Origin of the sequence: Paenibacillus sp. FSL R5-0470 (assembly GCF_037975205.1) — a bacterium.
Taxonomy (GTDB): domain Bacteria; phylum Bacillota; class Bacilli; order Paenibacillales; family Paenibacillaceae; genus Paenibacillus_AQ.
This window is the reverse complement of the sequence record NZ_CP150238.1, coordinates 3,833,624-3,857,723: the sequence shown is the minus strand read 5'-3', so window position 1 is coordinate 3,857,723 and position 24,100 is coordinate 3,833,624. Positions and strand designations below refer to the sequence as shown.

The window sequence follows — 24,100 nt, the reverse complement described above, 5'->3', positions numbered from 1 at the left end:
CTAGCGAATAATGTCAACTGGGTTCGACAGCCTCTGGGAATATAACCTAAATAAACAGAGCAGCGAATCTATGAAAATAGAATAATACACAAGCAGTCAAATGTTTTCTGCAGAAAAAAGCGAGAGAAGACCCAATGCATTTAGCACGAGTCTGTCTCTCACATATAGGGGACTTTTAATAGTGTTGTGAAGTAGAGTTATCTTCCGCCTCTAGGCATCATGGTGTTATCCACGAATACATCTTTAACAGAATAGGTGTAGCAATGGCGAGGTACGGGTACACAGTGGTGACGTCTTACGATTTCAATTGGATGAATCACATTTACTACTTGTGGGTGGAAGTGATCTTGATAAACCACCTTAGGTGGGTCAGTAACCGTTTGGGCTGGGCATTTTGGACATTCAGACATTTCCTTCAGCTCCTTTTGTGTGTGGACTTACCGTATTATACGCACAGAACAAAAGCCTGCTTGGTTGTTTGTCTATTGTATTTAAAAATGGGTATTTGCTTAACGCTTGTAAATTTCACGCATTACATGCCGTAATTCCGGGATAATTAACCGTTCCATAGCCAGTTTTACGGCTCCAGTAGAGCCAGGCATAGAAAAGATAGCGGTCTTTCCCATGGTGCCGGCAATGGCTCGACTAAGAATAGCTGCCGAACCGATGTCCTCTGTAAAGCTTAGCATCCGAAAAATTTCACCGAAGCCAGGTAATGTTTTATCTAGCAAAGAGGCAACAGCTTCATACGTCGTATCCCGTGGAGAAATCCCTGTTCCACCTGTCAGGAGTACAGCTTCTATTCCGGCGTGGTCAACACATTTATACAATAGCTCACGAATATCCTGATAATTATCTTTCGTAATGGTGCTGCCTATCACTTCATACCCGGCTTCTTCGAGCATAGATTTAATCAAAGCTCCTCCGGTATCTGTTTCAATAGTTCTGGTGTCCGAGACAGTAATGATATAGCAGGAAACGGTTTGAGGCGCTTCTTTCCGATGTTCTTCAACAGATGACAAATGGCTCAACTCCTAGATTAGAGATGTTATCATGATAGGGTATGGCAGAAGTAAAGACAAGCTTACTTGTACTCACAGAATTCAGCAGGAATTTGGGGTGCCGCTTGCGTGCTTCGCGCGCATGTAGTACACTCGCTACACATAACTGTAATTTGCTGGGGAGCGATGAAACATGGAACAGGTCGTACCTGTGTATATATTGTCAGGATTTCTGGGGAGCGGCAAAACAACACTGCTGCAGCGCCTACTAGATCATTGGAAAAATCAGGGTTTACGCCCTGCAGTCGTGATGAATGAACTGGGTGAAGTGAATTTAGATGGATTGCTAGTTGAGCAAACTGTCCCTATGGCAGAACTACTTGGTGGATGCATATGCTGTTCTATCCGAAGTGATCTTAGTACAGAACTCGCAACACTGATCAAGAAAGAGACTCCGGATGTCGTAGTGATCGAGGCAACAGGCGCTGCCAATCCGCTGGAAATTGTGGATGGCGTAACCGAGATTTCGTTGTATCAAAAAGTAGAACTAAAAAGCTTGATCACCGTCGTTGACGCCGCGCATCTTCTTGAACTGTATCGCGCACAACAGGGGGCAACTTATCGTTTGATGCAGGAGCAGATTCGCTGCGCTTCTGTCTTGCTATTGAATAAAATTGACCGTGTAACCGCTGAAGAGGCGGAGGAGGTTAACGCTGTACTGCGGAAATGGAACGCTTATGCACCCATTCTGCCAACTGTGCGTTGTGAGGTGAAACCGGAGGAACTGCTGCGTGATGCAGGTGGAGTTCTTACGGATAAACAGCTGGAAGAAGTTGAGGACGCGAGCGAAAGCTTCATGCATGATGAAGATGAACACACTACTGGTGGCACACATACTAGCCACGATCATGTGATGGCGTACACACATTATTTTAAACGTTCAGTAAACAGTGAAGAATTCGAACAGTTCGTTAAGGAATTGCCGCGTGATGTTTATAGAGCTAAAGGTATTGTGACCTTTAATGACACCTCCAGCCGGTTTCTTTTCCAATATGCCTATCGTGAAGCTGATTTTATGAAAATCACACCACAGGGCGAAGTGCCTGACGTTGCCGTATTTATCGGTGAACATTTCTCATCAAATGAACTGCGCACTAGGTTACTGGAGATGGAGGGACGTACCTTCGTTCGTCCTAGTACAGTTAAGAGAAGTCTATAATCAGATCTCCTTGTCAGAAGTTGTAATGGTTCATTCCTAATCTTGTAGGTTAATAGTATCGCATACCCTATAAAAATACAGGAGGTTTAAGGCTATGACCCGAATTCAATATCAGGAGTGCATTGACGCTTGTTTAGAAAGTATGAATGCCTGTAATTATAGCTATGTCTCAAGCCTAAAAGAATATGATCTTGCTTCTCTGCGTGAAAGCATGCGGCTAGATCGTGAATGTGCGGATATTTGTTCATATGCCGTACAAGCGATGACTCGCCAAAGTCCGTTTGTAGCCGGAATTCTCCGTCTGTGTGCCGAAATTTGTGAAGCCTGTGCAGATGAAAGCAGCAAGCATATACATACACATTGTCAGGAATGTATTGATGCCTGCCGTAGATGTGCTGAGGCATGCCGTTTGATTAGCGATGCGGTTGAAGTATACGCGTAAGGTTGTATACCCAACCTAACTATATAATAAGCAAATGACCAGACCATTGCTGTGGATGTACAGCATGGTCTGTTTTTCTTTTTAGCACAAGGCTAGATTAAATTTCGTTTCTAGAAGAGGAAATATGTAGGGAACTGGAGAATTAACAGTAGATATGAAGCGAACATAAACTTCTCCGAATCACCTGGATGATATCAGTTTATTATAGCTCTGGCAGGCCGAACAGAAGTGGAGGGGAAAGATGAAGCATACACAAGTACCAGAGAGTGAACAATCCAAGGAGTTATTTGCGTATTTTGGACTAGCAGTTTATTATGGTCAAGCTCTAGAACAGCAGTTGACCAATTTGTTATTGCTCACCAAATTATCACAAGGGAAGACGCCCACTGAAGCAGATCTGACTGATTTGTATCAGCGAAAACTCAGCAATTCACTCGGTCAACTCATCAAAGAAATCCAGCATCACTTTCCTTTCTCAGAGCAAGAAACCGCTCAGCTAGAAGAAGTGTGGAAGCAGCGTAACCATATCGTTCACGATTATTTCAAGGAACGGATACAAGAAACGTTCACCCCCGCTGGAAGGGCGAAAATGATTGAGGAGTTAAAACGATTCAAAAATAAAGCAAGAAGGCTAGAGATCAAATTACAAGGCTATTGTACAGAAATGTTCACGAAACTGGGGTTAGAAGAGGAGACTTTACACTAATAACCCTTCTAATCCACACTCCTCAACAACCTCGGGTCTAAAATGAATCTTAGAAGCTCTAACGCAGCGTGACAGTGCAGATAGAGCTTCGCCTAATGCCGGAAGCATCTCTGGCGTTAGGTGTTCACCCGGTTCCCACCACCAATTCATAATGTTCAATGTTTGGCTCTTCTTATCCATCACCGGTTCAAATCTCGCAATAAAACGATCATTATATAATAAAGGCAGTACATAATAACCATACTCCCGTTCCAAGGCTGGTTTATAGACTTCCCAGCGGTAATGAAATCCAAATAATTGTCGGATCAGCTCTCGATCCCATATCAAGTTATCGAGTGGAGCTAAGACAGCCGCAAACGAATGACTTGAATGACTCTCAGCATCTTCAGACTCCTGCTGTATTACAGCTTCTAAAGTTAGAGCGTCCATGCTACGGATGTAGAGTGGAAGCTTAATACCCTCCACTAGAACTTCTCTGAGATTGTCCGCCATTAACAATCTTTGAATCGCTTCACTACGTTCCTTGCTCTTTAGACCAGAAATTCCAAGCCATCCGTCGCCAGATTTATTCCATAACAGTCCGATGCTACCTATTCTACGCAGCACATACCAATCATTAAATTGTTCATCAGTGGGGTTAGGGTCTTCAATGTTTAAAAGATTATGAGGAAGCAGGCGTTCAGTGAAATCATAATACCGACGGGTATGAACACGATGATGAACGACTACTTCCCCCCAAAAGTACATACTTTCCAAAGCGGCCCGGGTTAATCTAGCCGGAGCCCATGCCCAATCCACCTTATCCTTACCATCTAGATCCAGAGAGGAGAGGGGGCCGCGCTTTAATAGCTCTTCACGAACCTGTTCTACTGTAGCCATTACTGGCTCATTGGCCCGATGACGTGTGGCTGATGCCTCTCTTCTGCGTTTGAAATAAGGCCAGTCCTCTGTACAATAAATGGACATGTTCTTGTCCCAGCCATCTATTAGAAGTCGGTCTTGATACAGTAGCTCTTGGGCTTGCTCAGGTGTGAAACCGGGAACTCGTGCTTGGAGGACAAGCTCATGGTTATGGCCTGCGATGTTAAGTGGATCATATTGGATACAGCCTACGTGACGAACGTAATCATAAACACTAAGTTTACCGGCAGGAAGAGCGCCCCTAGTTAACTTTTGGTGAGCCAGGAGAAAAAGTCGAGCTTGCTTCTTAGTTATAGTGTATGTACGCATCAAAAGCCTCCTTCATCTATATGTATTATTTTTCATTTTACAGAACAAACGTTCTAATATCAAGTATAGAAAAACCCTGAATCACAGGATGTGACTCAGGGGATCGATTACATCTTCTCTAACGATGGTTGCAAGCTGCCTAACGAAGGTCGGGAGGGTGCACCATTGTTATTGTCTATGCTGTTAGAACCAGCACCTACTTGTAGCTGGTACATCCGGAAGTATCTACCTCCGAGTGCCATCAGCTCATCGTGGCTACCGCGCTCTACAATCTCACCATGATGTAGAACAAGAATCTGATCTGCACTGCGTATCGTGGAAAGACGGTGTGCGATGATGAATGTGGTGCGTCCTTTTTTGAGGACTTCTAATGCATCTTGAATGACGCTTTCTGTCTCCGTGTCGATATTGGAGGTAGCTTCATCAAGAATCAGAATAGCTGGGTCGAAGGAGAGCGCTCTGGCAAACGAAATCAATTGCCGCTGACCTGCAGAAAGGGTGCTCCCTTTTTCAATAACCGGTTCATCAAAACCTTGAGGAAGGTGGGCCAGCAATTTATCTGCTCCGACTTCCCGTAAAGCCCGTTCAACCCGTTCGCGTGAGATTCGTTCATCCCCCAGGCTGACATTGGAAGCAATAGTACCAGTGAAGAGGTAAGGGTCTTGAAGAACAATCCCCATGTGATTGCGTAGCCATTGCTTCGGAATATCTGTAACCTTCTGGCCATCAATCGTGATTTCACCTTTCTGTGGATCATAGAACCGGAATAATAAGTTGATGATCGAGCTTTTTCCGGAACCGGTGTGACCTACTAGAGCAACAGTTTCGCCTGGACGTGCTTCAAAGGAAATATCGCGAAGGACGAAGTCTTTTTTATAAGCAAAAGATACGTTCTTAAACTCCACTTTTCCTTTATAGCGCGGCATGGAACCATCGGTAACATTCTCCCCAGGCTCATCCATAAGAGTAAACACACGACCCGCAGACACCATAGAAGTGTCGAGATTTGCAAGCTGATTCACCATACCTGTAATCGGTTGGAACAAACGTCCAAGCACATCGACGAAGGCGTATAGAACACCTAAAGATACAAATGTAGAACCCGTAATACTGCCATGTCCGAAATACCAAAGCACCATCACAAAAGAGAGACTGCGTAGAGAGTTCACCAGGTTGTGGGAGGTGAAGGCATTCAGATTCAGCATTTTATTCTGATATTTCAAGTAGTCATCGTTCAGATGCTCAAATTCTTCACCAAGCTGCTTCTGACGGCGGAATATACGAACAATGGACATTCCTTGAATCGATTCATTAATGATAGCGTTGATCTCACTCAGACGTGAGCGGATGATCGTATTGTATTTTGTAGCGATTTTGCGGTAGAGCACGATCCAAAGAATAAGAATCGGGATGATGAACAAGCTGATCAGACCTAGCCGAACATCGAGCAAGAACAAGGCGATGTATACACCAGTAATATTAATAATACCAGTACTGAAATTAGAGAGAACGGCAATAAATAGATCCTTAATCGCCTCGGTATCATTAGTTACACGTGAAACTACCTTACCTGCTGGCAAGTTGTCAAAAAAGTAAACCGGAAGTCGCTGGATATGCGCATACACATCTGTTCGTAGTTTTCGGATTACCTGATTCGCCGAAGATTGCAGCCAATAGGTTTTACCGAATTCGGCAAAGATCGAGATGACCAGGAAGATAGCGTACAAACCGACCAGCTGATAAATACCAGGGAGCTCAGGTTTGTAAAAATCAAACAGTTCATCCGCTGAAAGTTTAACAGCAGGATAGATGACTTCGTCCTGGCCGCGCGTGATATGCATTTCACCATTACTGAACTTTCTCTCACCATCGGATTGTGTTACGGCTTCATTGATAAAGTAGAAACTTCGTCCCGATTGAAGAATGCGAATTTCTTGACCCTTAGCTTCCCCGGGTTCAAAACGGTCTCCGCGTTTGTAATAAGCGTTGTTATACTGAACTGCCTCATCTGGTGATGCAGTACTAAAATAAGGCTTTTCGATGGCCAACATATGATTGTCAATCATGCTTTTGGCAATAAATGGACCTGCCAGTTCAGCCGCTACCCCGATGGAGAGGAGTAGAAGGGCTGCGATAAAGGTTTTTTTTGCGGTCAATGCGTATTCAAGCAGGCGTTTGCCTGTACTCTTTGTCAACGGTGACACCTCCTAAAAGTTTTGCTTAGTCATAGCTAGTATGTCTTTTAATCATTCGATAAATTATTCTCTACTTGCTGCCGGTCATACTGCTCGCGGTACCAGCCATTCAGATCCAGCAGTTCTTGATGCGTACCACGTTCCACGATATGTCCGTTATCAAGTACGACGATCATGTCGGCATGTTGAACAGCAGAGAGGCGGTGCGTAGAGATCAATGTAGTCTTTCCCGCACGCTCTTGGCGAATATTCTCAATGATCTGAGCTTCAGTACGAGCGTCAACAGCGGATAAGGCATCGTCCAGAATCAGTACATCTGGATTTGCGATAAAGGCTCTGGATAAGGATACACGTTGTTTTTGTCCACCGGATAAGGATACTCCACGTTCACCAACCAACGTATCTAAACCATCGGATAATGTTCCTAAGTCATTTTGGAAGGCGGCAGCTGTGATAGCTTTCATGATCGTATCGTCATCCGCGTTGTCTAGACCAAATTGAATATTCTGACGTACTGATTTGGAGAACAGGATCTGTTCTTGAGGAACATAACCCATCCAGCTGTGTAGCTGATCCAATGAAATTTGTTGAATCGGAACTCCAGAGATGAGAATTTCACCATTACCTGTCGGATATTCACGAAGCAGCTGTTTGAGGAGCGTTGATTTACCGCTTCCCGTACGACCGACTACACCTAGTGTTTGCCCTTGGTTTAAGGTCAGACTGACATTGCTTAGATTGTCAATCGTCGATGAGGGATAACGGAAGGTCACATCGTTAAGTTCAATTCGGGTAGGATTAGCAACTTGAACCGGATTGGCCGCACTTTGAACATCCGCTTTGGAGTTTAGCGTCTCATCAATACGTTCGAGAGAAGCACCACCACGTTGCATGATGTTAATAAGCTCTCCAATAGCGAACATCGGCCAAACGATCATTCCGAGGTACATGTTAAAGGAGACAAGATCCCCTAGGGTGATCTGATTACGGAACACAAGATATATCCCATAGGTAAGACCGATAATGTAGCTGAGCCCTACGCAGAACCGAATCGTCGGTTCGAAGAAGGCATCGACACGGGCGACGGCCATGTTCTTGTTGTATACATCTTCTGTAATATCCGAGAATCGTTTCTCATCAAGTCTTTCTTGTACATAAGCACGGATAACTCGCACACCTGAGACAGACTCGAGAACCTGATCATTCATATCTCCGAACGCATCTTGTGCTAAGCTGTAACGATCATGAATCGCTTTACCATAAAAAATCATAGCTATTGCAATTAGTGGTAATGGTAAGACTGCTGCAAGTGTCAGCTTCCAGCTGACAAGAAAACCCATTGCGAATAGTACGACAGTGAGGTAAATTGTAGAATCCACCAGGGTGAGCATCCCGAATCCAACGGTAGCTGAGACAGCTCTGATATCATTGGTTGCCCGAGCCATCAGGTCGCCGGTTCTATTGCGTTCGAAAAACGACGGGGTCATGGTCATCAAATGATTCATAAATCTCGAGCGCAGCAGGCGCTCTACGAGGTTTGAGCCTCCGAATAATTTGTGCATCCATATGTAGGTAATCCAATAAATGACTAGCAGTAAAATGAGGATCATACCGATGTACTTGGCTAACGATGCTGTAGTAATAGAACCGCGTACTATGTCGTCAATGGCATTGCCTAGCAGACGTGGGGGGAATAATTCAAGAACACCTACACCAATAAGTAAGATAAGGCCAATCAGGTAACGCCTTTTTTCTCGGCGAAAGAACCAGCCGAGATTACGGAGAACGGAGAACAAGTAAATCCCTTCCTTTCGAGTTAAAGTACTAGCTGTGATGTTGGAAAAAAGCGCAAGTGGTTATCTCAACAGCAACGAAAAAACGACGTTGTCGTCCTTCAAAGATGACAACCGACAAAAAAGGCATATCATCCGAAAACGGACGATATGCCTGTAATTTACAGCTATCATGCGCACGGTGCTATACAGCACCAGGCATGTGAGAGACCTTTAAGAACTAAAGTTATACGATCAATTACACTCGCAGGGAACTTCAGGATGGTTTCACCACTTGGGCTGCTTCGGTATTCGGTTGATTGGAAATTCCAACAATAGTTATTTGATATGGCTGTAACTTCGTAAACACCGCGCTCACCCCTTTCATTGATTTAATAATAACTTTTGGTAATAACTAGTAGACCGTTAGTTATGTTCAGAGTTTATCACTCGCTTCGCAAAGTTGTCAAACTAATTTTTGAGGAGCTTGGGAAAACATTAATTGTATAAAGGTATTTGAATATCGATTCATTTTCAGTATGATTAGACTATACAAAGGAGCTGAGAGAGATGAACATGGAAATTAGTCAAGCAGCGGCAGCTTGGTTTAAAAGAGAACTGGATCTTAAGAATGGAGACTATATTCGTTTATTTCCCCGCTATAGCTCGGGAGGTGGACTTCACCCTGGTTTCTCACTGGGTATCGGGACGGAGGCACCAGGACGTCCGGCAATACAAGTTGAACAAGACGGTATTGTGTTCTACATGGAAGAGCAGGACTTATGGTATATGGAAGGTTACGGCTTAACTATTGTGTATTCTGAGGCAGACGATGACATTGAATATAAGTATGAAGCCAAATCGGTGCCTGGCGGAGTACAGGTTTAAATGTCTTAATTTTGTTTTTTTACTAATGTGAAAAGCCCTTGCCAAAAGGCAGGGCTTTTTCTAGTGTTGATTTAATCAGTGCGAATTGCGAAACGTTTCTTCCTCCATAGCAAAATCGAAATCGTCAATGTCGTATACTTGAACAGGGACTCCACCTTCAATAATGCGTTGAATCAGCTCGAATTGATCTGTAAGAATAGGCACCTTCTCACGTTGTGAGGACAATAGAAGCTCCGTTTCGATAGGATCAAACGTTTCGCCGTAGACAGCGGTATCCATGCTGTTAATGATGGTAATCTTAGATTGTCCGCCTAGTAGAATACCAGAGCTTTTTGCCCAAGGAACGGCCAGACAGCGGTTGATTTTTTTAGCATTAAGTGGCTCTTCAAAATAGGCAATGAGCTCACCAATCTTGAGTTTAACATGCTTGTCATCATCTGGACGGTTCATTAACGGATCATCACTGTCCCGCAGTTCGTATAATTCCATCACGGTCGTATAAGGCACTATATATTCTACAGGGCTGCTCGATATGAGAAGCTGGCCGTAAATCGCCATCATGACGGCTTCCGTCACAAATTGTCTAGACATCTTTATCCTCCTGAAGTTCGGGTACTGCTATCGTACTTATGGACTTAAAAATATAAAAACACTGTAGAGCGCAAAAGTCAACTGTACTTAGCAACTCAGCAAAGAGAAAGGACAGAATATCCCTGTGAAGCAATGGAAATCATATTTTACTTTTGTACGGCCTTACATGAAATGGATTGTGTTTACGCTCTTTATAGGTATGATCAAGTTCAGCATCCCGTTGACACTGCCTATGATTCTGAAATACGTAGTCGATGATCTGCTGATGAACCCTGCCATGAGTGCCCAGGAGCGGGTATCGCAATTGATGCTCATCCTCGGAGGCGCTTTTGTTTTATTCGTAATTGTAAGGGGACCGGTGGAGTATTACCGGCAGTATTTTGCACAGCTGATCACAAGTAAGATATTGTTCGATATGCGGAATAAGCTATACAGTCACTTACAGCGGTTGTCGTTGCGGTATTATCAGAATACAAAAGTGGGCGAAGCGATTTCAAGATTTATAAATGATGTGGAACAGACCAAAAATTTAGTAGAAGTCGGAATGATGAATGTATGGCTGGATTTATTTACGCTAGTGTTTGCGCTTGGTTTTATGTTTTATTTGAATCCAGTGCTGGCGCTAGTATCTATCGCTGTACTTCCGTTTTACGCCTTTGCGGTAAGTAAACTATATAAACGACTTAAGGTGTTAACGAAAGACCGTTCACAGGCTCTGGCTGGCATTCAAGGCTATCTTCATGAACGGATTCAAGGAATTTCGATCATCCGCAGCTTCACCATGGAAAAAGTGGATCAGAAGCAGTTCGAAGATATCAACGGTAACTTTCTCAAAAAAGCGATGGCTCAAACTCGTTGGAATGCGATTACCTTCGCGATTATTAACACACTAACGGATATTGCACCACTGCTAGTCATCGGATACGGTGGTTATCAAGTGATTCATGGCAATTTGACTGTGGGAACCTTTGTTGCTTTCTTCGGCTATCTGGACCGGATGTATGCGCCTCTGCGTCGATTGATTAATTCCTCGACAGTGCTCACGCAAGCCTCGGCTTCCCTTGAACGGGTGCTTGAGCTGCTGGACGAGCCTTATGATATCGTGGATAAACCGGGAGCAAGACCTCTGACGAATGCACGTGGTGAAATTGATTTTCATAATGTTTGGTTCAAATACAACGAAGAGAATGATTGGGTACTGAAGGATATTAATTTAAGTATCAAACCTGGTCAGACGGTCGCTTTTGTTGGAATGAGTGGTGGCGGGAAGTCCTCTCTCATAAGCTTGATCCCGCGATTCTATGACATAAGCAAAGGTAGTCTCCAGATGGATGGTCAGGATATACAGGGTTTGACGCAGGAGAGTTTGCGAAGAGCCGTTGGGATGGTGCTTCAAGATAATTTCTTATTTAGTGGGTCTGTACGAGATAATATCTTGTTCGGCAATCCTAATGCTACAGAGGAGCAAGTCCTCTCGGCGGCGAGAGCTGCCAATGCGCATGATTTTATTGAGCAGCTGCCGCTAGGCTATGATACAGAAGTGGGAGAACGTGGAGTGAAGCTGTCCGGTGGGCAAAAGCAACGGGTAGCCATAGCAAGGGTGTTTCTTAAAGACCCAAAAGTTCTTATATTAGACGAAGCTACGTCAGCACTGGATCTGGAATCAGAGCATTTAATTCAACAAGCGCTGCAATCCCTCTCGTCGGAACGTACTACACTCATTGTTGCGCATAGACTGTCTACCATTACACATGCTGATCAGATCGTGGTGCTTGAGAATGGTGAAATCACAGAACGTGGTACACATGAGGAACTAATGGGACTGGACGGAAGTTATGCGAGATTGTTTAACGTACAGCATTTGGATACATGATAAGATCTAACATTATAATAAATTACTTAGGTGGTCTTCTCGGGAGAGAGGGCCATTTTTTTAAATCCATTTGAGTCTTTTTGAATATCACGTGCGTCTAAAAAATATAAGCAACATGAAAGGTAGTGAGAACTTGAATACAACAGAGCTGGAGGAAAAGGCGATAGCGGGTGATGAAGACAGCTTTACTGCATTGATAGACGGGATGCAAGAGCGTCTTTACCGTATGGCGTACTCCTATGTGAGGAATAAGGATGATGCGCTGGAGATTGTACAGGAGACCGTTTATAAAGCGTTCATCTCAATTCATAAACTGCAGCAACCTCAATATTTTAAAACTTGGCTCACAAAAATAGCCGTCAATTGTGCCTTGGACTTTATCAGAAAATCTAAAAAAATCGTGTATATGGAGAAAGATCCCGAAGGCAGCTACGCTTCAGAACCCATAGAGGATGTCATTGATCTTCAGGAGGCGCTAAGAGTCCTTGATAAAAGATCAAGAATGATCATTGTGATGAGGTATTTTGAAGACTTGCCCATAAAGGAAATTGCCGGGGTATTGGACATGCCAGAGAGTACAGTGAAAACCGTCATCTATCGGGGATTAGGGAAATTAAAAATTAATATGAAGGGGAGTGAGTACTTTGGATAATCAACTTGAACGTTTACAGAAAGCATACAACGATATTGAAATCCCCGAAGAACTATCACAAGCTTCTCGAAAAGGTATTGAAAGAGGAAAACGCTATAAACAACAGAAAAGAGGAATAAAAATGAGCGGATTAAAATGGACAGGATCAGTTGCAGCAGCAGTTATCATTTCTTTTACAGTGGGTGTAAATACGGTACCCGCCTTCGCGGATAGTATGAATCAAGTGCCCGTTCTAGGTAAGCTGGTAAGTGTATTGAAATTTACGGATGGAAGTGCAGGCGGCGGCACGATTCAGGATGGAGTAGATGTCAATTTCATTTCGTTGAAACATCAGAAGAACAGTGATCAAATGATTTTAAACTTTGCAAATTCGGACAATACACAAGACCTTGCAAGCTCTTATAACGTAAAATTCACTGACAATCCTTATACAATGACCGTAACCGTGAGTGGGGCAAGGAACTTCTCAGCTGTTAAAGATCTTGAGACATTAAAAGAAAGCAAGTATGTTCAAGATGCTTATCCTTTAATTACATTGGATGACTCGATGATACGTTTCAATGTAACCTTCAAAGAGCCAGTTGCTTATGAGGTAAAGGAATATAAGGATCCGGCACAGGTGGCGATTACATTGAAGGATAAGAAGGGTGACGTGGAAGAAGGAACTTCTATCTATTCACTTAGAACAAGCTCAGAGCCTTCCGGCGAGAGTCAAGGTATGGCTGAAGAGATGTTATACGGGTTAGAGAACGTGCGCGTATTAAAGGATCAGAAGGGATTATTCCTAGTGGAAGCTGGGTATTTTAATACAGAAGCAGAAGCTTTGGCCCAACTGAAAAAAATTCAAACAGAGCATGGGGTTGGTGATCTATTGTTTGTAGAAAAACGATCGTCTCAGGAGATTCCACAATCCATTTCTCAGGCTGAATAAAAATAAAATAGAGCAGCGATTCTCTCGATAGTGGAGAATTGCTGCTCTATTTTTGTGTTGAATGGTTGCTCCACCTTTTACATTTTGCCAATCAAGAGCGACAAAATACCGGCTGCGATAAGCGGTCCTACAGGGACACCCTTGAACAATGCAACGCCAATCACTGTTCCGATCAGGAGACCCGCAACAACTGTGGGCTGGTTGGTCATAAGGATGGCTCCGCGCCCACCAAGATAAGCGACGAGAATGCCGATCGCAATCGCAAGAAGAGACTTCCAGTGGAGGAAGGACTGACCGACCATCTGCAGCGATATTTTTCCGCTGGCCAAAGGCGTCATGACCCCGATCGTAAGAATGATAATCCCGATAGTTAAACCATATTTCTCAAGCCAAGGGAAGGTCTGCTGCAGGCCAAGAACTCTTAGCAGTAGTAGGACGACCATTGCTATTGTTACAGGGGAATTACTGCTTATAATACCGAGCGCAGCAAGACCAAGCAAAAGCAAAGAGGTCATGTCCATCTTAAACGTTCAACTCCTTATTGTGAGAACTGCGCTTCGCAAGAATGTGATCTGCGATAAGTTTACCATGCCCACGTCCTGTCTCAATAAATACTTCATTCGCATTGCGGCCTGAAGCGATTACTCCTGCAACATAAAGACCTGGAACATTACTTTCCATAGTTGAAGGATTAAAAGCTGGCTTATCCATATCGTCATCCATAACTACGCCGGCAGAAGTGAGAAGCACCCGGCTAGGCCGGAAGCCAGTTAAAGCAAGGACGAAATCATTATCTATGGATTTCTTATCTCCATTGTGACTGGTAACGATGACCGAATTAGCCGTAATTTCAGTAACACGTGATTCCAGATGTAGAGTGATTTTACCCTTTTGTACCATCCCTTCAAAGATTGGCCGAACCCAAGGCTTAATATTCGAGGAAATGCTCTCACCACGATAGACCATATCGACTGTAGCTCCAACGCGCATAAGCTCCAGTGCTGCATCTACCGCGGAATTACTGCCACCAATGACTGTAACTTTCATCCCTGTATATGGATGGGCTTCACCGAAATAGTGGGTAACTTTAGGAAGTTCTTCCCCTGGAATACCGATCATATTCGGTTGATCAAAATAACCTGTAGCGATAACGACATTTGCAGTGATTCGTGTGTGATGCTCACCACGCATATTGGACGTATGTACAGCATAGGTTCCATCTTCCAGAGGCTCAATGGATAACGCTTCTTCGTAAGCGGCGATATCTAGACCATACTGCTTCGCAGCCCGGCGGTAATAGACAAGAGCTTCATGGCGGTATGGTTTATCATTGGTCGAGGTGAAAGGAACGTCTCCGATTTCTAATAACTCAGCGGTACTGAAGAATTGCATATTTGTTGGATACAAATAAATGGAGTGAACGATAAAGCTTTTTTCAATAATGAGACTGGACAGTCCTTGGCGCTGGCATTCGATAGCTGCCGAGAGGCCGCAAGGACCTGCACCGATAATAATTACATCTTTCATACAGTGGGTTACCTCCTGATCGTTACTATCTTTTCTTTAAATCCTACCCTAAATTCATTCATTTTGCCATAAGCATAAGATTAAACACAATAACCATTGCAAGTATAATGTTGATTGTTATATAATTAGATATATATCTAATGTGTATCTAGCTTATGAAGGTGAAGGAGTGTGATTCCAATGCAGTTAGAAAAAATAGTGAACTATCATAAAGCTTTGGCTGACCCAACACGTCTTCGTTTATTGTTGCTTCTGTCACAAGGAGAAATGCACGGACAAGCGCTGGCTGAGAAATTGAATTTATCACAACCAACGGTAACTCATCATGCAGCGAAATTGCGTGAAGTAGCTCTAATAAAGGAACGACGTGACAAAAATACAGTTTATTTTAAGTTGAATCCAGATTTCATTAGTAGTGGCGCTGAGGCTTCACTTCAGTTTATTTTTTCGAAAGGAGCGAGAAATATGGAAGAGAAATCACCTGAAAATAGTCTAAAGGAGTCTGTGCTGCGTAACTTTTTTTCGAAGGATGGGCGGCTTCGGCAAATCCCGGCACAATATAAGAAGAAACTGATCGCACTTCAGTACATGGTTGAGAAGCTAGAGCCAGGGGTAGTTTATAGTGAGAAGGAAATTAACGAGTTTATTAAGCAGTTCCATGAAGATTTTGCTACCATTCGGCGTGAATTTATTATGCATCAGTTTATGTATCGTGAGAATGATAAATATGAACTTAATCCCCAAGAAATTTGGACACGTTGGGAAGATGTCAAATAATGATCATAAAGTTGTTAACAATTTGTGTCTGTTGGAAATATGCTGATTAAGAGGGAGGAATTCGAATATAATAGAATTGTAAGCGTTAACAAAGATAGTTTTTCGAAAGGAGACTTGTCTTATGTTTTTCAAACGCGCAAAAAAACAATCACAATCCGATCACGTCACCGTTACCTTAAATCAAGTCAAGCAGGCGATCAGACAGTTTGAAGAAGATATGCCTGCGCTAATTAATAGAACAGCCTTAATCCTTGAAGACAAAAGAATAGATTTGAGCCGACTACAACGATATTTAGGTGGAGTTCCAGACCAGAATTTCTATATGTCACGTGAGACGTATGAAGTTTTCGAGGAACAAGATAAGCTAGTTCCGTATTACCTTGATATGGTTCAGTCCGCTGTCGACAATTACATCAGTGATACAGGTCAGCTGCCACTTGTTGAAGATGCTTGGTTACCTGAAGTCCATTATCGATTGCTAGCCACAGAAAGCTATCTCAAAGAGACCCCTCCTTTCCCACTGTATATCACGGAAGAGGAAATGATGCTGACACATCGAGCGGAGCATTTTGAGTAAATGAATAAATCAAATAAAAAGCCTATAAAGACTGTTCGGTAAAAGGGGAGACAGCTGTTCCTTTTTACAGAATGGTCTTTTCATTGTCTCCAAAGGCATAGTACAATAGATTACTGAAAGTTCAATTCTGAAAATCAACAGCATATAAGGGGAATCGCTTGATGAAAGAAGTACAAGCCGTATTATTTGATTTGGATAATACTTTAATGGATCGTGACCATACATTTCGCAGTTTTAGTACTCAGTTTGTTCAGGATTTTCTAGGACATTTGGAAGCTGAAGATGCGCAGAAGGTAGTAGAAGATATGATTCACAGAGATGCTGATGGTTACCGTGATAAGGACGGATTCTTCGTAGAGCTAAGCGAGGTACTGCCTTGGGAAACACCAGTTACGGCTGAACATATTCGTGCATATTATGATGCAAGTTATATCAATCATGGTGCTACGATGAAGGATGCTGTGGACGTTCTGAAGTACTGCAAAGAGCGCGGTTATATACTTGGTCTGGTTACCAACGGCAAAGTAGATATCCAGAACACCAAAATTGATACCCTTGCCTTGCGAGAGTACTTCAAGGCTATTGTCATTTCTGGAGAAGTAGAAATCGCTAAGCCTGATCCTAAGATTTATCAACTTGCATTAGACAGATTGGGAGTTACTGCGGATCAGACATTGTTTATTGGAGATCACCCGGTGAATGATATCTGGGGTGCAGGGAAAGCAGGGCTACAAGGCATTTGGCTTCAAAGAAAACATGCCTGGGACGAGCAATTGGACATACAACCTTGGAAGATAATCTACGAGTTGAATGAGCTTAAGTCCATTTTGTAATTTTATCAAAATTTATAGTTGACATTATACGGCAGCGCCGTTTATGATAACAGCATCTTATTTCGGAAGGAGACGATGTTTTATGACAGTTTTAAATGTAATGAACTCAACTGTTGTGGATACGTGTCTTCCGGGAACAGCGGCTGCCGAATAAGTTATTCGTGCAGTTTAGCAGGTAAGCTCTATTACGCTTATTAGAGCCGCGGGAACCGTATTGGGTCCGGCGGCTTTTTTGCGTATATAGAATCGATAGGAATTGTAGTTAATTGTCTATTTCTCTATATATCGCACGGGAAAATGAACTTATCCTTGTTTTTAGGATGAGACATTTTCCTGATTCTGTGTACACTTTTTGTCCTTTTCGTCCTAGAGGAGTTCATGAAGTGTGACCGCCGCCGGAGTCTTAAATTCCGACGGCTTTTTGTGTTCTCGGAAAATGCTAGCAGTACATGGTAAATAAAAACAAAAACTTAAACAGATCTTTAGGAGGATTCAAATGACTAACATACAGCAATATGGTTGGAATGAAAATTGGAGTTCAAAATGGGATGAACAGTGGAAGGAGACGGAGGATAAACGGCTTGTTCCCGGAAGAATTGTAGGCGATTTTGGCAGTAAGTATAGGGTGATGACTGATTTGGGAGAAACATGGGGGGAGCTATCAGGCAAGCTGAGACATACGTTTGTCGCTTCTGGTGATTTTCCTGCGATCGGCGACTGGGTGGCTCTTTCAATGCAGGATGGTGGCGAACATGCGATTTTACATGGGATATTGCCTCGGCATAGTGTCATCTCCCGCAAGGTAGCTGGTAACACACAAGAGGAGCAGATTGTTGCCTCGAATGTAGACACTTTATTTCTGGTCAGTGCTTTGAATGATGACTTTAATGTTCGGCGGATGGAGAGATACTTAATCATGGCTTGGAACAGCGGGGCTAATCCAGTCATTCTACTGACCAAAGCAGATCTTTGCCTAGATGCAGAGAGTAAAATTGCCGAAATGGAAAGCGCCGCTCCAGGTGTGCCTGTTCATGCGGTTAGTGCACTGCAAGATAATGGCCGTGAGAAGTTGCTGCCTTACATTGGGAGTGGACAGACAGTAGCTCTAACGGGCTCATCAGGCTGCGGCAAATCTACGATGGTCAACTGGTTATGTGGAAAGAATCTTCAGCTTACACAGGATGTAAGAGAAGGAGATAGCCGTGGACGTCATACCACTACCCACCGTGAACTGTTTATTATGCCGGACGGAGGAATCATAGTAGACACACCAGGGATGCGTGAGCTGCAGCTGTGGGAAGATGAGGGTGGATTAGATCTGGCGTTCAGTGATATTAGCAGCTTAGCTGCTGCATGTCGGTTTAGTAACTGTAGACATGAACGTGAGGAGGGCTGTGCGGTACTTGAAGCGGTTCATAACGGTGAGCTCGAAGAGAAGAGACTGCTGAACTACCGAAAGACACAGCGGGAGCTGTTGTACCAGAGCACCAAAGAGGTGAAGCTCAAGAGAAAAACTGCAGCTTCTTCTAAAGTTCATTCGACAAGGACTAGAGGGTACGGTTGGCGTAAAGAACTTGATGAGTATTAGAAGAACTTTATAGACAGCGACGGAGCCAAGAGTAGTGTTCCAATAGGCTAGATAGTCAAAAAAAGGGTGACCCTGAGCTCAGGGTCACCCTTTTTTATTAAATTCTCTTATAGATTATATTAGAACGATGCTGCAGTTTCCTTAGCCAATTGCAATCCGTTCTCAATAATTTCAGCGGATTGTGCAGGAAGTTGGTTGTGACCTTCGATGATTACTTGAGTAATATCTTTGATACCCCAAAGGTTAAGGTTACCAACGATGAAGTTTACAGCCATTTCAGCACTTGCTGCAGGACCTTCGGAATAAATGCCACCTCTAGCGTTCAGTACGATTGCTTTTTTACCTGTCAAAAGACCAACTGGACCTTCAGCAGTGTAAGAGAATGTTTTGCCAGCTTGGCAAAGGTAATCGACATAAGTATGCAATACAGCTGGTACAGTCATGTTCCACAGTGGGAAACCGAATACTACTTTATCAGCAGCGATAAACTGTTCCAGATATTTATTAACTACAGCAGCACCTGCTGCTTCTTCAGCTGTTAGTTCGTAACCTTGAGCAGCTTTGTACATACCAGTGATCAGGGTATTGTCGTAGTAAGGAAGTTGCTCTGCGAACAAATCAAGTTCAGTGATTTCATCTTCTGGATTGTTAAGTTTGTAGTTCTCCAAAAATTCATTGTAAAGCTTAACACTTACGGATTGTTCTGCTGGACGGTTGTTTGCTTTGATAAATAAAACATTAGACATTATGATTGCTCCCTTGGATGTGTGTATTTAATATTAACTATAAATAATATAGCATGTATTTTTTTGTTTGTAAATTATTTTTTTGTGATTTTTTTTGGTGGGGAAAGAGTATTTTATAAAGGAACAAGAGTTTGAAAAATAGAAATCCCGGTTAATAAACTTACAAGGAAACAGGAAAATATTCCCTATATTCATAAGGATCTGAATGAATTAAAAGGAGCGATGGACATGTCCATTGATCGGTTTATCATTAAGAAATTGGATAGCTGTCACGAAGAGCATACACGCCAAAATTTAGTGAGACTCTTTAAACTTCGAATACAGAAAGCTGAAAAAGCAGAGAATAAGAACTATAAGATTAGCTGATATTGTCCCATACTGGTGTAATCATTCATTACTAAAGCTGCAAAACTTAAAAACAGCAAGTCTCTTTCAGAGACTTGCTGTTTTGTCTGCCAAAGGATAAAAGAAACTTTACAAAAAAACTACCCCTCTATTAATAGAGGGATAGCGCCAATGAATCATTCTCACTATAACTGTGCAATATAGCCTCAGAGCCTTTAATTTCGATACTAATTAATGAATTCAGGCATTTCTGGATAGCATTCTTGCCCTTTTGAATTTTGAGCTCCAACGTACTGTTAAGTAATCTAAGTACTTTTTGAGTGGGCTGTTTATTTTCTGTTGTGAAATACACAGGTACAAGTTTGTTCTGAAATGTGATGAGCATTCTCATTTTGAAGACACCTCGCTAAAAGTATTTCATGTTAATGATAATACCCTTTGTTTCTTAATTTTACCTTAAAATTAGCTTATGATAACATAAAGATTGTTAGATTAATATACATATATATGAAATACAGGAAGGATACAATGATGTGAATGACAATGGATTGGCCGATTTAACGCATTTTTTATTTCCAGATGAAGTAATGGGGCAAGCAGTTCTGGATCAGTTACATACAGGTTTAAACGCAGAACGGATCTGTAGATTGAAATATAAAGAGAAGGAGGAAATGAAGGATCTGTGTCTGCAAATACATAAAGACCGGATACTAGTAATCTGCAATAGTAACCCGGAAACCCTGCCCTATGAATTAAAGGATGAAAGTGAAACGGAGAGCTTTTGTCTTCAGCTGTTCGAATGTGAGAACATGAAGGAGCTCTTTAATCACGGGATTCCGGCATTACTAATGTCAAAAAGAAAATTTGAGGAGCTGAAAAAAAGCTCATGCTCATCCACGCTGCAAATGCTCTCAGATTGTTTAGCAGCAGAGACAGGGGATGATGTACATTCCATCCAACTAGCACGGGTAATGAAGTGCTTCATGGCGGAAGGAGAATTACGACTCTGTACGTCCAGTGACAGTGGATGGAGCTTCCAGAAAGCACGCTTCTTAGGCGATCATTCCAGTGGCTGGTTGTTACGAATGAGCAGTGATCCATCCAAAGACTGGCTTATAGCCCTCCCGATTACAAAAGCTCAATTATGTGGGTCAGTAACAAAGTGGGTGTTACATTCTTCCGCATTTCTCACTCCACAATAGCAGTTGAATAAGGAGGGAGGGTAAGTTGATCTGAATTCAAGATCGATTTGACAGCAATCGTCTTTAGGATCTTGGAGTAAGAGAAACCCTCGACATTGGGTTGTAGTACAATAGTTTGTTCTTCTCCAGTAAGGTTATGAACGACGAGCACCTGATCCTGTGTTGTTAGTCGTTCGTAAGCCATAACCCCGGGATTGCCAGAAGCAAAGTCACGGATTCCGCCATCCCGGAGCGCAGGAATCTCATTTCTTAGCGAAATAAGCTCGCGATATCTTTCTAGCATTGAACCACTGTCATTCAGCTGGCTCTCAACATCAACGTTTATCGCACCCGCATTATTACTTCCGGCCTCCCAAGTAGTCTGCCCCTCTCCTTGATCAGCTGCACTCCATCTCATAGGCTCTCGAAGTCCTTCATCTGGCTTCACACCGCGCATTCCAATTTCTTCACCATAATAGATAAAAGGATTCCCAGGCAAAGTTAATAGTAGGGCTGCTGCCATTTTTGCATGATTCGGGTTATTGTCTAATTGACTCATGACTCTGTTTTGATCATGATTCGTCAAGAAAGTAGCATCGGTAAATTGGTTAGCGGATATTTTGGAATACAATTTATAGGTTCGTTCCAGCGTAAAGGCCGTTCCGCTGTCTTTTTCAGTTTTTACAGAGTTCACCAGTGTTTCTGCTAAGCCAAAGTTAAAGCTTGAATTAAAAGCTTGATCTAAATAAGCTCCGACAGTGACAGCAGAATTCTCCCAGACCTCGCCAACTATATATGCCTCTGGATTTACTTCATTCATAGCCTTGCGGAACTCCTGCCACCAGGATACATTTTTAGCGGTAGTAGCCTCACTTTTATCACTCAAAAGATCTTCGTAGATATGCTTCGCAGCATCTAGTCGGAAGCCATCCACACCTTGCTCCAGCCAAAATTTTCCGATGTCCTTCATTTCAGTACGAACTTCTGTATTATCGAAATTCAGATCAGGCATGCCTTCCCAAAATCCGCCTAGATAATGACTGCCAAGTATAGAATGCCACGCACTGCCACCGCCAGCAGCGCTGGCTCCATTTGCGGGACGACCTTGATCTTCAGCCCAGACGTACCAATCGCGATATTTGCTGTCACTGTTTTTAGCCGAGTCTACGAACCATGGGTGTTCTTTGGAGGTATGATTCACAACCAAATCCATAATTATTTTTATTCCTCGTTTATGTGCTTCTTTAATTAGCTCCTGCATATCCTCAATCGTCCCATAATCAGGATTAATTGCACGATAATCGGTTACATCATATCCATGATAGCTTGGTGATGGGTTGATGGGCATGAGCCAAATCCCGCCAATCCCCAAATCAGTCGTGGTTTCAGGATTCCCATCATTTAAGTAATCCAGCTTTTGGGTGATCCCTTTTAGATCTCCAATGCCATCGCCGTCTGAATCATAGAAGGAACGAACAAATAATTCATAATAAACAGCGGAAGGTTGTTCATCCGTCTTATTTATCAATGCTTGAGGTGTAGCGGTGCTCTGAATGGAGTCTGCTTTAGGGGAGGGCGTGGCAATGGATGTTTTGTTGCTTTGATTACCAGAACAACCGGACAGCAGTAATGTCGTTAGACTGATGCCCACCAGAGAGCATATTGTGATTTTTTTGGTTTTGAATGTAACACCTTTATACATATGTAATAACTCCTTCTATTGCAAATTTTCTAATTCTAGAAATGGAAAGCGCTTTATTTCCTATAGTACTCGAATGCATCCCCATGGGTAAAACGTTTGCACAGATACAAAAACAGCAAATTAAACGATATTTATCCATTCCTTCAATAAAAGTCGCTAGTATCATGGTTATTCTTGGATTTCCCTAGGTTATTGGAGGTTTTAACCTTTTCATAGGCATCTGCATATGCTTTAAGCAAGGGCGAAGGACCCGGTAAGAAAGGAGAATGAAGAATGAAGATTAGGAAAAAGCTGTCATTGTCGCTCATGATCATTACTTTATGCTTTTCAGTGCTTGCCGGTTGCGGCGGAAAGTCAGAGTTGGTAAAGGTGAAGATTGGTGAAGTCACCCGTTCTGTCTTTTATGCACCCGAATATGTTGCCTTATCACAAAATTTCTTTAAAGACGAAGGACTTGACGTAGAGCTACAGACGATCCCCGGTGGAGATAAAACCATGACTGCACTCCTCTCAGGTGCCATCGATGTTGCATTGGTAGGTTCTGAAACCTCCATTTATGTGTATCAACAGGGTTCGGATGATCCGGTCATTAATTTTGCACAGCTGACTCAGAGGGATGGAACGTTCCTGTTTGCCCGTAAAGCTGACGGAGCGTTTAACTGGGATAAAGTGAAGGGTTCTACCTTCCTGGGGCAAAGAAAAGGCGGAATGCCACAAATGGCAGGTGCGTTTACTTTATCTAAAAAAGGAATAGATCCTACCAAAGACATTACCTTGATCCAAAATATTGACTTTGCTAATATTGCCGGTGCTTTTGCTTCAGGTACAGGCGATTATGTGCAGCTGTTTGAACCACAGGCTTCAATCTTTGAACGTGAGAACCGAGGGGCAGTAGTGGCTTCGTTTGGTGTGGAAAGCGGCTATTTACCGTACACCGTGTTTATGTCTAAGAACAGCTATATTAGTAAAAATGGAGACACGGTACAGAAGTTCACAAATGCGATCCAGCGTGCTCAGCTTTGGGTGAAGGAACATAGCCCTGAAGAAATTGCGGATGCGATAATGACTTATTTTGATAAGACAGATAAAGATATCGTGGTTTCTGCAGTCAAACGTTATAAGGAACAGGATACCTATGCGGTTAATCCAATTATAGATCAAGAAGAATGGAACAATTTGCTTGATGTGATTGATAATGCTGGTGAGCTTAAAGAACGCGTTCCCGCTGACAAAATAGTGAATAACAGTTTTGCTGAGAAAGCTGAGAAGAGCATAACGAGCAGCACTTCAAAATAAGAGAGAACCAAAGATCCTAAATAAGATG

At 42.8% G+C, this 24,100-nt stretch carries 24 protein-coding genes; 13 read left to right on the top strand and 11 right to left on the bottom strand.

Annotated features, from left to right (window positions below):
• Positions 1-197: 197 nt before the first annotated feature.
• Together MKY99_RS16950 and MKY99_RS16945 are read right to left on the bottom strand one after the other, a co-directional pair.
• Positions 198-410 (bottom strand): hypothetical protein, encoded by a 213-nt coding sequence (locus tag MKY99_RS16950; RefSeq protein WP_339265157.1) that lies wholly within the window; start codon positions 408-410, stop codon positions 198-200.
• Positions 411-509: 99 nt separating this feature from the next.
• Complete coding sequence (locus MKY99_RS16945; RefSeq protein ID WP_081393012.1) at positions 510-1,022, bottom strand: MogA/MoaB family molybdenum cofactor biosynthesis protein; 513 nt, start codon at positions 1,020-1,022, stop codon at positions 510-512.
• A gap of 172 nt (positions 1,023-1,194) precedes the next feature.
• On the opposite strand from MKY99_RS16945, the gene MKY99_RS16940 reads away from it, so the two are divergent.
• The 3 genes from MKY99_RS16940 to MKY99_RS16930 all read left to right on the top strand — a co-directional run bounded on the left by MKY99_RS16940 (position 1,195) and on the right by MKY99_RS16930 (position 3,368).
• Entirely contained in the window at positions 1,195-2,220 is a 1,026-nt protein-coding gene (locus MKY99_RS16940) for a GTP-binding protein (protein ID WP_339265154.1), read from the top strand.
• A gap of 94 nt (positions 2,221-2,314) precedes the next feature.
• Positions 2,315-2,662: a four-helix bundle copper-binding protein gene (locus MKY99_RS16935; protein WP_042128424.1), complete on the top strand. Its 348-nt coding sequence runs from the start codon at positions 2,315-2,317 to the stop codon at positions 2,660-2,662.
• Between the two features lie 241 nt (positions 2,663-2,903).
• Positions 2,904-3,368 (top strand): hypothetical protein, encoded by a 465-nt coding sequence (locus MKY99_RS16930; protein ID WP_042188942.1) that lies wholly within the window; start codon positions 2,904-2,906, stop codon positions 3,366-3,368.
• On the opposite strand, the gene MKY99_RS16925 is transcribed toward MKY99_RS16930, so the two are convergent.
• The 3 genes from MKY99_RS16925 to MKY99_RS16915 all read right to left on the bottom strand — a co-directional run bounded on the left by MKY99_RS16925 (position 3,360) and on the right by MKY99_RS16915 (position 8,589).
• The gene (locus MKY99_RS16925) at positions 3,360-4,598 is read right to left on the bottom strand and encodes a winged helix DNA-binding domain-containing protein (protein ID WP_339265151.1); all 1,239 of its coding nucleotides are present in this window, start codon (positions 4,596-4,598) and stop codon (positions 3,360-3,362) included. The two genes, MKY99_RS16930 and MKY99_RS16925, sit on opposite strands and share 9 nt — an antisense overlap.
• Positions 4,599-4,705: 107 nt before the next feature.
• The gene (locus MKY99_RS16920) at positions 4,706-6,793 is read right to left on the bottom strand and encodes an ABC transporter ATP-binding protein (protein ID WP_042188937.1); all 2,088 of its coding nucleotides are present in this window, start codon (positions 6,791-6,793) and stop codon (positions 4,706-4,708) included.
• Positions 6,794-6,840: 47 nt separating this feature from the next.
• Positions 6,841-8,589: an ABC transporter transmembrane domain-containing protein gene (locus tag MKY99_RS16915; protein WP_339265149.1), complete on the bottom strand. Its 1,749-nt coding sequence runs from the start codon at positions 8,587-8,589 to the stop codon at positions 6,841-6,843.
• Positions 8,590-9,135: 546 nt separating this feature from the next.
• Between MKY99_RS16915 and MKY99_RS16910 the strand changes: the two genes are divergently transcribed.
• Positions 9,136-9,453 carry a HesB/YadR/YfhF family protein gene (locus MKY99_RS16910; RefSeq protein WP_042188934.1) on the top strand — a complete coding sequence of 106 codons (318 nt, stop codon included), beginning with the start codon at positions 9,136-9,138 and terminating at the stop codon, positions 9,451-9,453.
• Positions 9,454-9,528: 75 nt separating this feature from the next.
• On the opposite strand, the gene MKY99_RS16905 is transcribed toward MKY99_RS16910, so the two are convergent.
• On the bottom strand, positions 9,529-10,044 hold the full coding sequence (locus tag MKY99_RS16905) for a hypothetical protein (RefSeq protein WP_042128412.1): 516 nt from the start codon (positions 10,042-10,044) through the stop codon (positions 9,529-9,531).
• Between the two features lie 124 nt (positions 10,045-10,168).
• Here MKY99_RS16905 and MKY99_RS16900 point away from each other — a divergent pair, with 124 nt between their 5' ends.
• The 3 genes from MKY99_RS16900 to MKY99_RS16890 all read left to right on the top strand — a co-directional run bounded on the left by MKY99_RS16900 (position 10,169) and on the right by MKY99_RS16890 (position 13,500).
• A complete protein-coding gene (locus MKY99_RS16900; protein ID WP_042188932.1) occupies positions 10,169-11,917 on the top strand; it encodes an ABC transporter ATP-binding protein in 1,749 nt (582 codons plus the stop codon).
• Positions 11,918-12,050: 133 nt separating this feature from the next.
• Positions 12,051-12,569, top strand: a complete 519-nt coding sequence (locus tag MKY99_RS16895) for a sigma-70 family RNA polymerase sigma factor (RefSeq protein WP_042194048.1) — start codon at positions 12,051-12,053, stop codon at positions 12,567-12,569.
• Positions 12,562-13,500, top strand: a complete 939-nt coding sequence (locus tag MKY99_RS16890; RefSeq protein ID WP_149647276.1) for a DUF4179 domain-containing protein — start codon at positions 12,562-12,564, stop codon at positions 13,498-13,500. The genes MKY99_RS16895 and MKY99_RS16890 overlap by 8 nt, the downstream gene beginning before the upstream one ends.
• 77 nt (positions 13,501-13,577) lie before the next feature.
• On the opposite strand, the gene MKY99_RS16885 is transcribed toward MKY99_RS16890, so the two are convergent.
• Together MKY99_RS16885 and MKY99_RS16880 are read right to left on the bottom strand one after the other, a co-directional pair.
• On the bottom strand, positions 13,578-14,021 hold the full coding sequence (locus MKY99_RS16885) for a DUF441 domain-containing protein (protein ID WP_042188929.1): 444 nt from the start codon (positions 14,019-14,021) through the stop codon (positions 13,578-13,580).
• Position 14,022: 1 nt separating this feature from the next.
• Positions 14,023-15,027, bottom strand: coding sequence for a YpdA family putative bacillithiol disulfide reductase (locus tag MKY99_RS16880; protein WP_339265146.1), 1,005 nt, complete (start codon positions 15,025-15,027; stop codon positions 14,023-14,025).
• Between the two features lie 180 nt (positions 15,028-15,207).
• On the opposite strand from MKY99_RS16880, the gene MKY99_RS16875 reads away from it, so the two are divergent.
• The 4 genes from MKY99_RS16875 (at position 15,208) to rsgA (ending at position 18,802) form a co-directional block, all read left to right on the top strand.
• Complete coding sequence (locus MKY99_RS16875; RefSeq protein ID WP_042188925.1) at positions 15,208-15,804, top strand: metalloregulator ArsR/SmtB family transcription factor; 597 nt, start codon at positions 15,208-15,210, stop codon at positions 15,802-15,804.
• A gap of 121 nt (positions 15,805-15,925) precedes the next feature.
• Positions 15,926-16,381 carry a DUF3939 domain-containing protein gene (locus tag MKY99_RS16870; RefSeq protein WP_042188923.1) on the top strand — a complete coding sequence of 152 codons (456 nt, stop codon included), beginning with the start codon at positions 15,926-15,928 and terminating at the stop codon, positions 16,379-16,381.
• Between the two features lie 161 nt (positions 16,382-16,542).
• A complete protein-coding gene (locus tag MKY99_RS16865; protein ID WP_339265143.1) occupies positions 16,543-17,214 on the top strand; it encodes an HAD family hydrolase in 672 nt (223 codons plus the stop codon).
• Between the two features lie 496 nt (positions 17,215-17,710).
• Positions 17,711-18,802, top strand: a complete 1,092-nt coding sequence (gene rsgA / locus MKY99_RS16860) for a ribosome small subunit-dependent GTPase A (RefSeq protein ID WP_339265141.1) — start codon at positions 17,711-17,713, stop codon at positions 18,800-18,802.
• A gap of 119 nt (positions 18,803-18,921) precedes the next feature.
• On the opposite strand, the gene MKY99_RS16855 is transcribed toward rsgA, so the two are convergent.
• Both MKY99_RS16855 and MKY99_RS16850 read right to left on the bottom strand, forming a co-directional pair.
• Positions 18,922-19,548: an FMN-dependent NADH-azoreductase gene (locus MKY99_RS16855; RefSeq protein ID WP_042188917.1), complete on the bottom strand. Its 627-nt coding sequence runs from the start codon at positions 19,546-19,548 to the stop codon at positions 18,922-18,924.
• 496 nt (positions 19,549-20,044) lie between these two features.
• Positions 20,045-20,284: a hypothetical protein gene (locus MKY99_RS16850; protein WP_042128392.1), complete on the bottom strand. Its 240-nt coding sequence runs from the start codon at positions 20,282-20,284 to the stop codon at positions 20,045-20,047.
• Between the two features lie 157 nt (positions 20,285-20,441).
• Between MKY99_RS16850 and MKY99_RS16845 the strand changes: the two genes are divergently transcribed.
• Positions 20,442-21,095 (top strand): hypothetical protein, encoded by a 654-nt coding sequence (locus MKY99_RS16845; RefSeq protein ID WP_339265139.1) that lies wholly within the window; start codon positions 20,442-20,444, stop codon positions 21,093-21,095.
• On the opposite strand, the gene MKY99_RS16840 is transcribed toward MKY99_RS16845, so the two are convergent.
• Positions 21,082-22,776, bottom strand: coding sequence for an alpha-amylase family glycosyl hydrolase (locus tag MKY99_RS16840; RefSeq protein ID WP_339265137.1), 1,695 nt, complete (start codon positions 22,774-22,776; stop codon positions 21,082-21,084). The genes MKY99_RS16845 and MKY99_RS16840 overlap by 14 nt on opposite strands.
• A 273-nt stretch (positions 22,777-23,049) precedes the next feature.
• Between MKY99_RS16840 and MKY99_RS16835 the strand changes: the two genes are divergently transcribed.
• The gene (locus MKY99_RS16835; protein ID WP_076283503.1) at positions 23,050-24,072 is read left to right on the top strand and encodes an ABC transporter substrate-binding protein; all 1,023 of its coding nucleotides are present in this window, start codon (positions 23,050-23,052) and stop codon (positions 24,070-24,072) included.
• The last annotated feature ends 28 nt before the right edge of the window (positions 24,073-24,100 follow it).